Origin of the sequence: Rhizobium sp. SG741 (genome assembly GCF_012275435.1) — a bacterium.
In the GTDB taxonomy this organism is placed as follows: Bacteria; Pseudomonadota; Alphaproteobacteria; order Rhizobiales; family Rhizobiaceae; genus Rhizobium; species Rhizobium lusitanum.
In genome coordinates this window covers 354,957-370,201 of record NZ_JAAZQP010000001.1, presented here as the reverse complement: position 1 = coordinate 370,201, position 15,245 = coordinate 354,957, and the positions used below count along the sequence as shown (strand labels likewise).

Annotated in this window: 17 protein-coding genes; 3 read left to right on the top strand and 14 right to left on the bottom strand. The window is 60.6% G+C overall.

Annotated features, from left to right (window positions below):
• Nucleotides 1–9: 9 nt before the first annotated feature.
• The 9 genes from tilS to ybgC form a co-directional block, all read right to left on the bottom strand.
• Nucleotides 10–1,341 carry a tRNA lysidine(34) synthetase TilS gene (gene tilS, locus FHT29_RS01875; RefSeq protein ID WP_168599046.1) on the bottom strand — a complete coding sequence of 444 codons (1,332 nt, stop codon included), beginning with the start codon at nt 1,339–1,341 and terminating at the stop codon, nt 10–12.
• Nucleotides 1,342–1,346: 5 nt separating this feature from the next.
• A complete protein-coding gene (gene ybgF, locus FHT29_RS01870; protein WP_037196512.1) occupies nt 1,347–2,354 on the bottom strand; it encodes a tol-pal system protein YbgF in 1,008 nt (335 codons plus the stop codon).
• A 161-nt stretch (nt 2,355–2,515) separates the two neighbouring features.
• On the bottom strand, nt 2,516–3,049 hold the full coding sequence (gene pal, locus FHT29_RS01865; RefSeq protein WP_037196511.1) for a peptidoglycan-associated lipoprotein Pal: 534 nt from the start codon (nt 3,047–3,049) through the stop codon (nt 2,516–2,518).
• Between the two features lie 151 nt (nt 3,050–3,200).
• A complete protein-coding gene (gene tolB, locus FHT29_RS01860; protein WP_037196610.1) occupies nt 3,201–4,505 on the bottom strand; it encodes a Tol-Pal system beta propeller repeat protein TolB in 1,305 nt (434 codons plus the stop codon).
• A 20-nt stretch (nt 4,506–4,525) separates the two neighbouring features.
• Nucleotides 4,526–4,966, bottom strand: coding sequence for a cell envelope integrity protein TolA (locus FHT29_RS01855; RefSeq protein ID WP_051963446.1), 441 nt, complete (start codon nt 4,964–4,966; stop codon nt 4,526–4,528).
• The gene (locus FHT29_RS01850) at nt 4,966–6,225 is read right to left on the bottom strand and encodes a hypothetical protein (protein WP_037196509.1); all 1,260 of its coding nucleotides are present in this window, start codon (nt 6,223–6,225) and stop codon (nt 4,966–4,968) included. The genes FHT29_RS01855 and FHT29_RS01850 overlap by 1 nt, the downstream gene beginning before the upstream one ends.
• A gap of 9 nt (nt 6,226–6,234) precedes the next feature.
• Nucleotides 6,235–6,693: a protein TolR gene (gene tolR / locus FHT29_RS01845; RefSeq protein ID WP_037196507.1), complete on the bottom strand. Its 459-nt coding sequence runs from the start codon at nt 6,691–6,693 to the stop codon at nt 6,235–6,237.
• A 26-nt stretch (nt 6,694–6,719) separates the two neighbouring features.
• Complete coding sequence (tolQ, locus tag FHT29_RS01840; RefSeq protein ID WP_034476136.1) at nt 6,720–7,442, bottom strand: protein TolQ; 723 nt, start codon at nt 7,440–7,442, stop codon at nt 6,720–6,722.
• 416 nt (nt 7,443–7,858) lie between these two features.
• Nucleotides 7,859–8,314, bottom strand: a complete 456-nt coding sequence (ybgC, locus tag FHT29_RS01835) for a tol-pal system-associated acyl-CoA thioesterase (protein WP_037196608.1) — start codon at nt 8,312–8,314, stop codon at nt 7,859–7,861.
• Between the two features lie 136 nt (nt 8,315–8,450).
• Here ybgC and FHT29_RS01830 point away from each other — a divergent pair, with 136 nt between their 5' ends.
• The 3 genes from FHT29_RS01830 to FHT29_RS01820 are packed head-to-tail and all read left to right on the top strand — an operon-like array spanning nt 8,451 to nt 11,463.
• A complete protein-coding gene (locus tag FHT29_RS01830; protein ID WP_037196505.1) occupies nt 8,451–9,671 on the top strand; it encodes an NAD-dependent epimerase/dehydratase family protein in 1,221 nt (406 codons plus the stop codon).
• Nucleotides 9,672–9,685: 14 nt separating this feature from the next.
• Nucleotides 9,686–10,534: a glycosyltransferase gene (locus tag FHT29_RS01825; protein ID WP_052212000.1), complete on the top strand. Its 849-nt coding sequence runs from the start codon at nt 9,686–9,688 to the stop codon at nt 10,532–10,534.
• Nucleotides 10,531–11,463: an NAD(P)-dependent oxidoreductase gene (locus FHT29_RS01820; RefSeq protein WP_047555380.1), complete on the top strand. Its 933-nt coding sequence runs from the start codon at nt 10,531–10,533 to the stop codon at nt 11,461–11,463. Before FHT29_RS01825 ends, FHT29_RS01820 begins: the two co-directional genes overlap by 4 nt.
• Here FHT29_RS01820 and FHT29_RS01815 read toward each other — a convergent pair.
• The 5 genes from FHT29_RS01815 to ruvA all read right to left on the bottom strand — a co-directional run bounded on the left by FHT29_RS01815 (nt 11,432) and on the right by ruvA (nt 15,234).
• Nucleotides 11,432–11,995, bottom strand: coding sequence for a DinB family protein (locus FHT29_RS01815; RefSeq protein WP_047555379.1), 564 nt, complete (start codon nt 11,993–11,995; stop codon nt 11,432–11,434). The two genes, FHT29_RS01820 and FHT29_RS01815, sit on opposite strands and share 32 nt — an antisense overlap.
• Nucleotides 11,996–12,007: 12 nt before the next feature.
• Nucleotides 12,008–12,517, bottom strand: a complete 510-nt coding sequence (locus tag FHT29_RS01810) for an NUDIX hydrolase (protein WP_173411176.1) — start codon at nt 12,515–12,517, stop codon at nt 12,008–12,010.
• Nucleotides 12,518–12,522: 5 nt separating this feature from the next.
• A complete protein-coding gene (locus tag FHT29_RS01805) occupies nt 12,523–13,425 on the bottom strand; it encodes a metallophosphoesterase (RefSeq protein WP_047555378.1) in 903 nt (300 codons plus the stop codon).
• Nucleotides 13,426–14,466 carry a Holliday junction branch migration DNA helicase RuvB gene (gene ruvB, locus FHT29_RS01800; RefSeq protein WP_037196500.1) on the bottom strand — a complete coding sequence of 347 codons (1,041 nt, stop codon included), beginning with the start codon at nt 14,464–14,466 and terminating at the stop codon, nt 13,426–13,428.
• A gap of 153 nt (nt 14,467–14,619) precedes the next feature.
• Nucleotides 14,620–15,234 (bottom strand): Holliday junction branch migration protein RuvA, encoded by a 615-nt coding sequence (gene ruvA / locus FHT29_RS01795; RefSeq protein ID WP_037196499.1) that lies wholly within the window; start codon nt 15,232–15,234, stop codon nt 14,620–14,622.
• Nucleotides 15,235–15,245 lie beyond the last annotated feature (11 nt).

Sequence of the window (15,245 nt, the reverse complement as noted above, 5' to 3'; positions counted from 1 at the left end):
TTTTTCCGTCTATATGACTGAAAGCGGCAGCCGCCTATAGGCTTCACGACCAAAAGCGACCGAAAGCCGATCTGCGAATGTGAGATCGAATCGTGTCAAAAAGCGGTCGAACGGTGCAAGATAGGGCGAGATGGTGACGTCTGCAGCCATATTGGCCTTATCCGCCTCGATCAGAGGCATCGCGGCGCGGGCGCGCTGTGCAGCCCCTCTCGGCAAATCCGGAGGAAGAAAGGCCGCTCCCTCCGCCCCGGCGGCTTGCACATGGACAGGCGCCCGGCCTGGATTGACCACTTCGAAACGGCCATCCCAAATGGCCCTCGCGCCAGGCATGAGCGTCAGCGGCTCGATGTTGCGGCTTTCACGCATGAGGTAGAGCGCATCGCGGCGCAGGTCGAAGACCACCCCACCTGCCGTGCGTCGCCCAGGGCTTCCCGTAGTCACGAAATCGAGAATGCGTTCCATTTGCCCACGGCCAGGCCCGTAGGCTTTGCCGCCGAAAGCTGCTGCAAGATAGGACAAACTGTAGACGACAACCGTTTCGTCTGACGAAAAGGCCGCTCGGTCGATGACACAAAGCGCGTTCGCATGAATGGCGGCGTAATCATCCAGCCATGAGGCTGCTTTTGCGGAAAGCGCGGCTCGATTTGCTCCACCATCCACGAAAAGAGCAGGGGCCGGTTCCCGCGCGAGGCGCATGCGCGTGCGCACGCGCTCGAACCGGCTATCCTCATTGCTGGGGTCATCGAGCCAGGATACACCATGCCTTTCGAGATAGGCGCGTATATCCATGCGCCGGCAAGCCAGAAACGGTCTGGCGATCCAGATGCGACGATCAAACAGCACCGCGTCGGCAATGCCGGTGCCCATGCCATCCCCGCCCTCACCTCTGCGCGCGGCACGCATGGCCATCGTCTCGCGCTGATCATCCAGGGTATGAGCCGTAACGATCACATCCGCCGAGATTTCGGATGCCAGGTCGGCGAGTAGTCCGTAGCGCGCCTCGCGGGCAGCGGCCATGATGCCGCTCTTGGGCTTTTCGCCCTCCCAACGGCGCACGAAATGAGGAATGCCGTAAAGGGCACAGAGCGCGGCGACCTCTAGCGCTTCGTCCGTAGAGCCGGCGCGCAAGCCGTGATCAATGGTCGCGGCGGCAAGAGTAATCGCGGAATGGGGAGAGGATTTCAGCTGCTCGGCAAGGGCGATCAGAAGACCGGTGGAATCGCTGCCGCCGGAAATGGCGACCAGGATATGAGCAGGCTTCGAAAGGGAATGGAGAAAATCGGATGCTGCGGCTTCAGGCGTACGGGCTGTGGCAGCACCGGTCACAGCTTGAGTGGGCATGGCGATCAGCAGGCAAGCCGCTTCTCTTCGCTGGCAACCTTGCCGGTAACAGCTTTCGAAGCCTTGGGATAACGCTTGGTCACCTCGCGAAGCGTGGCGCAGGCCGTATCCTTGTTATCGAGCGCGGCAAGCGACATGCCGAGCTTCAGCAGCATTTCAGGCGCCTTTTCGGAACCGCTGTATTTCTGATGCGCATTCAGAAACGTCTTGGCAGCGTCGTTGTACTTGCCCTGGGAATAGAGCGCTTCGCCGAGCCAGAAATTGGCGTCCGCAGCCCGCGCGCTGCTCGGATAGCTGTCGAGATACTGGCGGAACTCCTGTTCGGCGACGCTGTAGTCGCCGGACAGGACGTGGCCGTAGGCAGCCTTATACTGGTCACCTTCATTGCCGAGCGACGCCGTCTGCGCTCCGGAGCTGGCGCTTGGCGGCGCGCCCGAGCCATTATTGGCCGGCGTCAAGGCAGAACCCACCTGTTTACCGCTCTGATCGAACTGGATCGAACCGAGTTGGCTCGGCGGCTTGCCCGTGCCGCTCCCCTGTTGGGGCGACACGCCGTTGCTACCGGAATCGCTGATGACGCTGGCGATGTCATCCTGCCGACTGCCGGCGCCCTGGGCCGGAACGTCGGCTTCGCTCTTCTTCATCGGCGCATTGCTGGCGGCAGGGGCGCTACCGCCGCGCTTCTCGAGCTGCTGGAAGCGGAACTCGTTGTCTTCCTGCGTCTTGCGAATCTGCTCCTGCATCTGCAGCAACTGATAGCTCATCTCCTCGACGCGGCCGTTCAGCTGGCGCATCTGGTCTTCGAGCTGCTGAAGACGCACTTCAGCATCGCTGTTCTGAACATTGACGACAGGCGCCTGGCCTTGTCTCTGATAAGCGTTGTTCGGAGCCGACTGCGCGGAGGCGTCGCGGCCTCCGAGGTGGATTCCGAACAGCGACAAGGCAGAAGCGTCGCGCTCACTGCCTGCAACGGCAGCGAGACAAAGCAGGCTCGCCACGACAAGTCTTCTCATATGGATCTTCCTGTCTCATTGATTCTTCGGGCCATGGGGCTCGAACAGGAGATTTTTACAATTGCTCTCAAAAAGCAACGGAGTTCGGCCAAAGTGTGGTCAAAAAAGTAAAGGCGGTCACGAGGACCGCCTTTATGTATTTCGACCGGTGCTTTGCCCTATCAGGAGCCAGCGCCGTTGAGCACGGTAACGGCACGACGGTTCTGCGACCAGCAGGAGATGTCGTCGCAGGTCGCGACCGGACGTTCCTTGCCGTAGGAGATCGTCTTCATGCGCTTAGCCGGAACGCCGCGCGAAGCGAGATAGTCCTTGGTGGCAGTCGCACGACGGGCGCCGAGCGCCAGGTTGTATTCGCGCGTGCCGCGTTCGTCGGCATGGCCTTCGACGGTGATCGAATAGTTCGGATAACGGGCAAGCCACTGAGCCTGACGATCGAGCGTCTGGCCGGCATCGGCGCGAATCGACGAGCTGTCGGTGTCGAAGAAGATGCGGTCGCCGACATTGACGGTGAAATCCTGCGGCGAACCCGGAGCAGCATTGCCGGCACCATTCAGGCCAAGACCATTGGCATCATTCGGCAAGCCCTTCTTGGATGCACAACCGGCGAGCGAAAGGCCGACGAAAAGCGCGATCAGGATCGGGTTGCGGGCGAGGTTTTGCATATGGCCAACGGCCGGGGTTGCGATGCGGCTCATTGCCGGTCTCTCCTTAGTCTCTATCAGGGTTGCCAGACTGTAACCGGGTTCGGTTAATCCGATTCCAACAAATATGGTTAATGGTGTCCTAAAATTGTCCCGAAACGGTCCACTCACAGGACTTTGCGGCGATAACGTGGCAAGCGCCCCGTTACTCGAGAAGCGGCGACCAGGCCGGGTCGGAAGCAAAGCCCGAGGTCGGGATCTTCTGCTCGTTATAACCTGTCAGATCGATGGAATAGAGTTGCGGACCGCTGGAGCCGGCCGGTTCGCGGAAGAACATGATGACACGGCCGTTCGGCGCCCAGGTCGGGCCCTCATTGTGGAAGCCGGTAGTCAACAGACGCTCGCCCGAACCGTCCGTCTTCATGACACCGATCGAGAAGCTTCCACCGGCCTGCTTGGTGAAGGCGATGAGATCGCCCCGCGGCGACCAGACCGGAGTGGAATAGGAGCCATCGCCGAAGGAGATGCGGTGCTGGTTGGAACCGTCAGCATTCATCACGTAAATCTGCTGCTTGCCCCCGCGGTCGCTTTCAAAGACGATCTGGGTGCCGTCGGGCGAATAGGACGGCGAAGTGTCGATCGCAGCCGTCGACGTCAGACGAGTCGTGGTGCGCGAGCGCAGGTCCATCGTATAGATGTTGGCGTTGCCTTCCTGCTGCAGGCTCATGATCACGCGCTGCCCGTCCGGCGAGAAGCGCGGCGAGAAGGTCATGCCGGGGAAATTGCCGACCAGTTCGCGCTGGCCCGTCTGCAACTGCAGCAGATAGACGCGCGGCTGCTGGTTGGCAAAGGACATGTAGGTGACTTCCTGCCGGTTCGGCGAGAAGCGCGGCGTCAGCACCAGGTCGCTGCCATCGGTCAGCATGCGCGCATTGGCGCCGTCCTGATCCATGATGCCGAGCTGCGTCTTGCGGGCCGTCTTCGGGCCGCTTTCCGCAACGAAGACGACGCGGGTATCGAAATAGCCCTTCTCGCCGGTGATCTTCTCGTAGATCCCGTCGGCGATGATATGGGCGACACGGCGCCAATTGTCCGGCTGGGCATAGAATTGCTGGCCGACCATTTGACTATTGCCAAACGTATCCCACAGACGGAATTCGGCGCGAAGGCGGCCGCCTTCCTGCGTGACGCGACCCGTCACCAGCGCCTGGGCGTTGATGGCCGTCCAGTCCGGGAAGCGCGGCGTCGAGTCCGGATTGCTGATCTTCTCGATGAAGGCCTGCTTGTTGATCGGCGCGAACAGGCCCGAACGCTGCAGGTCGGCCGCAATCACACCCGAGATCTGCTGGCCGAGGCTATCATTCGACAGAAGGTCGGTGATGGCGATCGGCATGGGCTGGACATTGCCCTTGTTGATGTTGAGCTCGACCACGGCATAGGCCGGAGTGGCGAGTGCTGCCGTCAGGCCCGCCAGCACCAGCAGGAGACGAACGAGGGAGTTTCTGATCATATGTGCCAAGCCTTTCAGCATTAAAGCGCCATGTCGCCGGGTTCGAAGTTCAAGATAACTTCGACCGAACTAGTTTCATTGTCGAATTGAGCGCGTGGCAAACCCGTGAAAGGCGCCGCCCTGAGGACGGCACGCACCGCACTTGCCGCCACAATTTTTTGGGTCTTCTCCGGACCGCCACGCGCGACGACTTCCGGTTGACCCATAATCTTTCCATCGCGATCGAGCTTCATGCGGACCTCGACATGAACCGCATTCATACTAGGCAGGTCCGTCGGGCGGAGCCAATTCCTCGTAATCTTGTCGCGGATACTATCTGCAGCCGCATGCTCAAGCTGATGTTCACCAGCGCCGTTCGCAGACTGGGCCGATGCTGTCCCCGAGAACACGACAGCCAGAGCCATGAGCAAAGACGGAGCGATATGCGGACAGTGGTTCGTCGAATGCTGCAGTTCCTGCATCAGAGCCCCAAGTCCCTCGGATCGAAGTTGAGCACCAACTCGTTCCAACCATCCGCGCCGTCATACTTATCCGGTGGCAACAATCCTCCGGCATTCACTTCCTTTTGCAGATCAGATCGGCTTTTCATCACCGCACGCTCAGCCGCCCCTCTCAGGGCATTCTGCGTCGTGGCCGGTCCACCGCTGACGGAAACTTCAGGCGCGCCGATAATCTGTCCTGATTTGTCGAGACGAACGTGAACCTTGATCGTGACATCGCTCGCCCCTTCCATGCCTGGGATGACGTTCCAGTTTTTACCGATCAGATCGCGCAAACCGTCCTTCTGGCTCTGGCTAAGCTTACCACCGCCGAGCGACTTCATCCCGCCGCGCGAGGCAACCTGAGTTTCTGCCCCGGCAGAAGCCTGCTTGGACGACCTTGCAGCACCGCCCTTCGACGATGTGTTGTTCAGCATGGCCGCAATATCATTCTCGTTGAAATCGCTCTGGGTCGACTTGGATCCCTTGGCGGACTCACGCTTCTTGTCCGCGTCCTTCTTGCCGTCGTCAGCTGATTTTTCCTTGCTGATACTCTGGGTTGCGGTCTTGTCCGTCGGCTTGGCTTCGGCCACCTTCACGTCCGGCTTCGGCGTCGGCTTGACTTCCGGCTTCTGCTCAGCGGTCTTCGGCGGCGTCGGTTGCGGCTTTATGTCCGGTACGGGAACATTATTCGGCAGTTGGATCTCGGCCTGCTGCGTAGGCTGTTGGGCCGGCGGCGGTGTCGGCGTCGCATCCGCTTTCGGGGTCGGCGGCGTCGGATCGGTCTTCGGCGTGGGAGTAGGCGTCACATCCGGCTTTTGTTGCGGAACGGCGGCCACTTCCTTGGGCGCAGCCTCGGTTTCCTTCTGCTCAATCGTCTTGGCATCGTTCGGGCGTGGATCGTCCTGTGGAACGGGCGTGTCCACCTTCTTGGGCGCCAATGCCGCGGTATCGCTTTCCGGCCGCTTGGTCGGCACGACCGGATTCTTGATGTCGACGTTGTTCTCGCCAACGTTCTGGGCGTTAGCGACCTGGTCCTGCCTCGTCGTCTGTTTGCGCGAGACGTGATCGGTTACCGGTGCCTTCTTCTCGCCCTGCTGGAGCTGTTCTGCCGGCACGATATCGACATCCATCGCCGTGCTTTCCGGCGTCGCCAACGGCGCCGGTGCACTCAGCGTCACCATGGCGCCGATGAGCACCAGGATGTGAACTACCGCAGATGTGGCAAGACTGCGCTTCATGGCGATTGATCAGTGATCCGTTATCTGCTGCGTGACGAGGCCGATATTCTTGTAACCGGCTTCCTGGATGCGTGACATGACGTCGGCGATGACGCCGTAAGGCGCCTTGCCGTCGCCACGCACGAAGATGCGCTCGTTGTAGCCTGTCGTCGCGATCGCCTGCAGCTTGGCGGCAATGTCTGCTGCCTGGATCTGCGTTTCCTGCAAGAAGACCTGGCCGTCGGCCTTGATCGAAATGGTGATCGGCTGGGTCTGCGCGTTCAGCGCGCCTGCCTGCGTCTGCGGCAGGTCGATCGGCACGCCCGACGTCATCATCGGCGCCGCCACCATGAAGATGATGAGCAGCACGAGCATGACGTCGACCAGCGGCGTCACGTTGATATCGGAAATGGGGCCGCCCCGGCCGCTGCCGCGACGGCTGCCCCGGCGGCCACCGCCGCCACCCTTGCCTCCAACAGACATTGCCATATGAGTTCTCCGGTTCTGTCCGCTACTTATTGTGCCGCTTGACGAGGCTGCAGCTTCTCATCGATCTGGCGCGAAAGAATGGCGGAGAATTCATCCGCGAAGCCTTCCATGCGCCCCGAAAGCTTGCCGGCATCGCCAGAGAACTTGTTGTAAGCGATAACGGCGGGAATAGCCGCGACCAGACCGATGGCGGTCGCCAGCAGCGCTTCGGCGATACCAGGCGCGACAACCGCAAGATTGGTCGATTTGGAACCGGCGATGGCCTGGAACGAGGTCATGATACCGACGACCGTGCCGAACAGACCGATGAACGGACCGGCCGAACCGATGGTGGCCAGAGATCCGAGGCGAGCCATCAGATGTTCCGATTCACGCGCCAAGGTAACGTCCATGGCCCGGTCGATACGCATCTGCAGGCCGATCGGCGACCGCGCGCCGCGCTCGAACGATTTCTTCCATTCCCGCATCGCCGCGACGAAGATGGCGCTGAGGCCCGTATTATTGCGCTCCGAAAGCGTCCGGTAAAGCTCTTCGAGCGATTGGCCCGACCAGAAGACCTGCTCGAAATGATCGAACTGCCGGCGCGCTCTCGCGTAGCTCAGATACTTGTCGATGACGATTGCCCACGTCCACACGGATGCGGCCAGAAGGCCGATCATGACAAGCTTGACCACCAGGCCCGCCTGCATGAATAGCGACCAGAGGGTGATGTCCGGTGTGGTGGCCGCTGCCAATGCTACTTGTTCCATTGATCCAAAATCCCCGAATCCAAACGCCCGGCGCTAGACCGGGCGGCTAAAAGTGATCTCACAAGAAATGTTTGGCAGCCGCCGCTGAACGCCCTGGTCAAGCCTTCCAAGCTTACAATTGCCTTCTTGCCGTCAAATTTGGTCAAAGGAAGGCGTGCACCGCACAAACTCCGACTTAACTAGTAAGACACTATTATGGTTAAAAGAATGTTAGCGTCGAAACATGAAGGATTTAACGGCGACGAAGGCTTATTCTAGCTCCTGGGAAGAAATGACAGGGCGAAACCGCCGGCAAACGCAGACAGATCTTGCGCCGCGAATTCCTTCACACAAAACTCAAGTTTTTGCAAGCACCGGCAGACAGTGGTCATATCTTTGCGTGCAGCCGCTTGCCCCACGAGACGTTGACTGCCTTGCTAGCCAGCGGATTGCGATGCCGAGAGCATCTGTGCCGCCAGCTTTTCCGGCAGCCGCCGCGGTCGCCCCTTCGCGTTGATTACGGCAATGATGACCTTGGCGGCGATCAGCAGCGTGTCGCCGCGGCGTATTTCCTGGGAGAGCACCATCTTCGCGCCGCCGGCTTTCTCGGTGACGGTGCGAATCAGCAGCACATCATCCATGCGGGCGGGCCCCTTGAAGTCGATCTCCATACGGTGGACCACGAAAACAAGCCCTTCCTCGTCGGCACTCAAAAGCTCGCGCTGTTCCACACCGAGACAGCGCAGGTAGTCCGTACGGCCGCGCTCGAGGAAATGCAGATACCGCGCGTGATAGACGAGGCCGGAAAAATCCGTATCTTCGTAATAGACTCGCTGCACCAGCCGGTGGCTTCCGGCTTCCAGTTCCCCAGCTATCAGAAAGGGGCTGTTCATCGTTGCCGCATCTCCTTGTATGTCCGGCATCTCTTTGGCCGAAGTTCTGCCATCAAGCAAGCTTTGAACAATTGTCATAAACTCCGACTATCCGGAATGGTGCCGGCTAGCGGTTCGGCGCAGAAGGAAAAATCTCATGAAAATAGCGGTAATGGGTGGCGACGGATTCATCGGTTGGCCAACCTCGCTCCATCTCTCCGATGCCGGTCATGAGGTCCATATCCTCGACAATCTCTCTCGCCGATGGATCGATACGGAACTCGGCGTCCAGTCCCTGACGCCGATGGACTCGATCCAGGAACGCACTCGCATCTGGCACGCCGAAACCGGCCGCCGCATCCACTTCAATCTCATCGACCTCGCCAAGGACTACGAGCTCCTGAAAACGTGGCTGGCCGAGCATCGCCCCGATGCGATCGTGCATTTCGCCGAGCAGCGCGCCGCCCCCTATTCGATGAAGAGCGACCGCCACAAGAATTACACGGTCAACAACAATGTCAGCGCCACGCATAATCTGCTGAACGCACTCGTCGAACTCAATCTCGATGCCCATCTCGTGCATCTCGGCACCATGGGCGTCTATGGCTATTCCACGGTCGGCGCCGCCATTCCGGAGGGCTATCTGCCTGTTGGTATCGAGACGGCCGACGGGCGGTCCGTCAGCCAGGAGATTCTCTATCCGGCCAATCCCGGCTCGATCTATCACATGACGAAATGCCTCGATCAGCTTCTCTTCCAATTCTACGCCAAGAACGACGGCCTCAGGATCACCGATCTGCACCAGGGCATCGTCTGGGGCACACATACGGAGCAAACCCGCCGGCATCAGCAGCTGATCAACCGTTTCGACTATGACGGCGACTACGGCACGGTGCTCAACCGCTTCCTCATCCAGGCGGCGATCGGCTATCCCCTGACCGTACACGGCACCGGCGGCCAGACCCGTGCCTTCATCCACATCCAGGACTCTGTGCGCTGCATCGAGCTTGCGCTGAAGAACCCGCCCCAACGCAACGCCCGCGTCGAGATCTTCAACCAGATGACGGAAACACATCGCGTCCGCGATCTCGCCGAGATGATCGCGAAAATAAGCGGCGCCGAAGTCGTCCGCCTGCCCAATCCGCGCAAGGAAGCTCCCGAGAACGATCTGATCGTCAACAACGACAAGTTCCTCAATCTCGGGTTGGCACCCATCACGCTCGAAGCCGGCCTTCTGAGCGAAATCGTCGATGTCGCCAAGAAGTACGCCTATCGCGTCGATCGCTCGCGTGTCCCGGCCGTCTCCGCCTGGACCAAGGATATCGCGGCGACTGTCAACCACGATCCCGAGGGCAAGAGATTGAAGTCCGTGTCATGATGCCGGGAAGCGAAATGCTGCAGGGACTTCGCTCGCAGACCCGCCCCCGCTCCGGCCAAGCATTCGTGACCCTCGTCACGAATGCCGATTACGCCATGGGCGCTACGGCGCTGGCGCGGTCGATTGTTCGGACGCGCACGAAGGCCGATATCGTCATCCTGCACACGGCAGGCGTCCACGAAGGCGATCTTGCCCCGCTCATCGCGCTCGACTGCCGGCTGATCGAGGTCGAACACCTGCCTCTGTCCGATACGTTCAACGAACGGCATGCGCGCGGCAATCTTCATGCCGCCGCTCCCTTCACCAAGGGCCGCAAGCCTTCCTTTCACACGCCGCTCGACAATTTCTGCAAGCTGCGGCTCTGGCAGCTCATTGAATACGACACTTGTGTCTTCATCGACGCGGACGCCCTCGTGCTGAAGAATGTCGACAGGCTTTTCGATTACCCTGAGTTTTCCGCCGCGCCGAATGTCTATGAAAGCCTTTCCGATTTTCATCGGCTGAACTCCGGCGTCTTCGTCGCCAAGCCGTCGCTTGCGACGTTTCAGGACATGCTGCAGCGGCTCGATCGCCCCGACGTCTTCTGGCGGCGCACCGATCAGACCTTTCTCGAGACATTCTTCCCGGATTGGCACGGCCTGCCGATCTTCATGAACATGCTGCAATATGTATGGTTCACTATGCCGGCGCTCTGGGACTGGAACAGCATTTCGATCCTGCATTACCAGTATGAAAAGCCTTGGGAGGAGAACCATCCGAAGGCTGCGCTGCTGAGACCCTTGATCGACTTGTGGCATGGCTTCCATACCGGGCTGGATATGCCCGATATCGCGACGCTCGCAAATCCCAAAGAGGCTGCATGAAGGTTCTCATATCGGGCGGAACGGGTCTTGTCGGCCGATATATCGCCGAGGAGCTGCTGGCAGCCGGATACAAGGTTGCGGTCGGCGGACGCGCCGCGCCGCAGGCAGGTCTCTTTCCCCATGCTGTTTCCTTCGTGCCGCTGAGCCTCGACCCCACCGAAGACCATAGCCATGCTTTCGAGGATGCCTATTTCTTCGTGCATGCGGCTTTCAGTCACGCGCCCGGCAAGTATCGCGGTGGCGAAGGAGAAGACCCCGAGCGGTTCCGGCGGCTCAATCTGGACGGCACGGTCAAGCTGTTCGAAACGGCGAGAAAGGCCGGCATTCGACGCTGCGTCTTCCTGTCGTCTCGTGCTGTCTATGGCGATCGGCTGGCGGGCGAGGTGCTGACGGAGGCAAGCAAACCGGCACCGAATACGCTTTATGGGGAAGTGAAGCGCGATGCCGAACATGCGCTTTTCTCCCTCTCCGCTCCCGGTTTCGCGACGGCAAGCCTGAGGGCGACAGGCGTCTATGGCGACCTGCGTCCGAACAAGTGGGACGCTCTGTTCGACGATTATCTGAACGGCAAGCTGGTTCCCTCTCGCGCGGGAACGGAGGTCCACGGCCGCGACCTAGGCCGCGCCGTTCGGCTGCTGCTGGAGACCGAAAAAGGACGGATCGACGGCGAGGCCTTCAATCTGTCGGATATACTGACCGACACGCACGAGATCCTCGGGCATCTGCAGCGGGCAACGAACTGTCCTCATGCCCTCCCAGCCCCGGCGCCCGAGGGCGTCGTCGGTACCATGGATACGTCGAGAATTCGTGCGCTTGGATGGCAGAGCGGCGGAAAGGTGTTGCTTCGGCAAACGATCGAGACCTTGGCGAAGGCAATACCGCCGCGCCATGCCGCCATCAACGCATCAGCTTCGTCTCGTCCCAGCTGAGCACCGCCAATTCCGCGCCCCTGAACCTCGCATCGTCGGCAACGATGAATTCATCGAGCTGCGGCGGCGCGACACTGGTTCCGGCCAGCATCGCATGCACCTGGCCGCGATGATGAGTCTGATGCTGCAGCACATGGCTCAGCACATCGTCGGCCCGCTCGCGCTGAATACGATCGCTGCGTTGAATGGCGACCGTCCGCGTGGCCGTCTCCGGCGTCAGGCCCTCGCAAAGCACCACCAGCCGGCGATCGACATCCGCCTGCTGCCTGGACAAGTCTTCAAGCTTGTCGAACGGCTCCTCGATGTCGAAGGCCCCCAGCCCCAGGGTGCCGCCTTCCAGCGCATCGACATAGAACCAGTCCACGGTCAGGATGTGATTGAGGGTCGATTTGATCGACGGAAAGAAGCTCGTCCGCTTCGCCTCGAACTCGCCCGGCTGCAGCGCCGCGCAGGCTCGATGCAACCGGATATTCGCCAACGCATTGTTGTAGGCGAGCTTGCGAAACACACGAACCGCATCGAAAGCGGACATCGGATATCTCCCCTAGGCCTTGTCGAGATCACCGTCCCGCCAGACGAGATGACGCGGCGTCAGCGGCAGATCTTCGATTTCCTCGGCAATGAAATAGGGCGGAATATCGAGCGCCACCAGCGCCTCCCGCGTTGCCCGCACCCATTTGAATTCGAGATCGTTATCGCCGTCCCGGATGCGATGCACGATTTTATCCGGCTCGAACGGGAAGCCGTGGGGTAGGTCCATCAGGTAGTAGAGACCGAGTTCGTGCCAGTCGCGCTGCTCGTAGTGAAAGAAATTCTCCACGGACCAGAGAAGGCGCCCGACTGTCACATCGACGCCCAGCTCCTCGACCATTTCTCGCTGCAAGGTTTCCTCCGACGTCTCGCCGATCTCGGCGCGACCGCCAGGAAAGGTCCAGAATGTCTCGTGCTCGGCCCGGTGGACAAGCACATGCCCGTCACGAAAGCCGAGGCCCGCCACGCGCATCTGGAATCGCGAGCGGCCCGCATTCAGTCTGATAAGCTTGCGTTTCGACACGATCTTCATCCCACATCGATCACGACAATTTCCGGCGGCACGCCGAAGCGAACCGGCGCAATGGAGCAGCCAAGGCCGCCGGAAACGATGATATGACGCTCTTCCTCTGTAATATGGCCGTGGACATATCTGTCGCCATACCGCGACGGCGTATAGGGTGACCAGCCGAAAATCCTCACCTGGCCGCCATGCGTATGTCCCGACAAGGTCAGCGACACACGCGAAGGCACATTGGGAAAGATATCGGGCTCATGAGCAAGAAGGATCACGGGCGCATCGTCTGCGACTTCCGCAAGGGTGCCGCCGAGATCATCCAGCCCTTTCGTATATGGGCGCTTCCAGCGCATGCTCCGTCGCAGGGCCAGCTGATCCTCGACGCCGGCAAGCCAGAACCCTTGCCCGTTCTTTTCCAGGCGCGCGGAACGATTGGAATAGACCTCGATGCCGACGCTGGCCAAGGCCCGGTGGCTGAAGGTTGGCCCATGACCCTTTCTCTGGGCGGCCGCGTCATGCCACCAGTCGTGATTGCCGATGACAGCATGAACCCCGAGCGGCGCCTTCAGCTTCGCCAGCTCTGCCGCCCAGGCCTGATGATCGACGCGAGCGGTGATGAGATCGGTCCCTGACGTGTAATCGCCGAGCAGGACGATGATGTCACCGCCGAGTTCATTGGCCCGAGTGCAGATCGCTGCAATGCGCTCGGCTGACATCCACGGTTCGCAGGCATGGAAATCGGCGAGCGCCACGATCCGCAGTTTGAGCCCCGGCGTCCATCGTGGCGGGGTCAACGCATAGCGGGTCACATTCAGGCGGACGACAGGCTCATATCCAAAGGCGTATCCCCCGAGTGCCATCAAACCGAATATGCTGCCGCCGAAGAGCTTCAGAAAGGCGCGACGGCCAAGCATTCAATCTCCCTCCTGGAACAACCGGAACTGCGCGGCCTCAAGGTCCTTGGGCGGCTGCATGCCGAGATGTTTCCAGGCGATCGCGGTCAAAACACGGCCGCGCGGTGTACGTTGTATGAAACCCTGCTGGATCATGTAGGGCTCGATAATATCCTCAATCGCATCGCGCGGCTCGGAAAGGCCGGCAGCGATGGTTTCGATGCCGACCGGCCCGCCACCGAAATTGACGGCAATCATATTGAGATAACGCTTGTCGAGCTGATCGAAGCCGACATTGTCGACGAGAAGCCGCGTCAAAGCTTCGTCGGCGATCTCCCGTGTCACCGCTTCGACCTTGGCCACTTCGGCAAAATCGCGCACGCGACGCAGCAGGCGGCCGGCGATGCGCGGCGTTCCGCGCCCGCGCCGCGCAATCTCGCGTGCCCCTTCGTCGGTCATGCCGAGCCCCATCAGTCTCGCGCCACGCCGGACGATGAACTCAAGCTCCTCGACGGTGTAGAAACTCAATCGGACCGGAATGCCGAAACGATCCCGCAGCGGCGTCGTCAGCAAGCCGAGACGCGTGGTGGCGGCAACCAGCGTGAACTTGGCAAGATCGATCTTCACCGAGCGCGCTGCCGGGCCCTCGCCGATGATCAGGTCCAGCTGAAAGTCCTCCATGGCCGGATAGAGGATTTCCTCGACCGCCGGATTGAGACGGTGAATTTCGTCGATGAAGAGGACGTCGCGCTCCTCGAGATTTGTGAGCAATGCTGCAAGATCGCCCGCCTTGGCGATGACGGGGCCGGAGGTCGAGCGGAAATTGACGCCGAGCTCCTTTGCCATGATCTGCGCCAGGGTCGTCTTGCCGAGGCCGGGCGGGCCGACAAAAAGCACATGATCCAGCGCCTCACCGCGTCCCTTGGCCGCCTCGATAAAGACCTTCAGATTGGCGCGCGCCTCCGCCTGACCGGTAAATTCGTCCAGCGATTGCGGCCTGAGCGTCGCATCAATGTCTTCGCCCCGCTTCTCCGGCGATATCAGGCGTGCGGCTTCACTCATGTCAGAGGTTCCATTCCCCATATGCGTTTCGCGGCTCTTTCGCCGATGCGGCATCAAGGCTTGCCGCGTTCAAAATAGTCCCGCACGAAAGAGCGTCGCAAGTCGATCTCCCGACTTTGAGACAATAGTAAGGAATGCGGAAGGTGCAAAGCCTCACCGCGCCAGTTCCTTGAGGCCGAACCGGATCAGCTTGGCGCTGTCGGCGCCCTCGCCGGCCAGTTTCATCGCGGCCGCAACGGCGTTGGCGGCCTGGTCGCGGGAATAGCCAAGATTGGTCAGCGCAGAAACGGCGTCGGCGACGGGTGCGGCGGCAACTCCTTCGCCCAATTCCTGCTTCAAGCCGATATTTGCCGCCTCGCCGGCAAAGGCCGGCGCCTTGTTCTTCAGCTCGGTCATGATACGCACTGCAACCTTCGGGCCGACACCCGGCGCGCGCGAAACGGCGGCGCGATCCTGCAGCGCGATCGCATTGGCAAGCTCGGCTGGCGTCAAGGTCGACAACAGCGCCAGTGCCACTTTCGCGCCCACGCCCTGCACTGTCTGGAGTATGTTGAACCACTCCCGCTCCAGTGCCGTCGTGAAGCCGAAGAGCCGGATCTGGTCTTCGCGGACATAGGTCTCGATGAAGAGAATGCAGGCTTCGCCGACGGAGCCGAGCTTCGACAGCGTGCGGCCCGAGCAGTAGGCGACATAGCAGACGCCGTGCACGTCCACGAGCACATAATCCTCGCCGAGCTCTTCGATTGTGCCTTTCAGCTTGCCGATCATGAATGATGTCC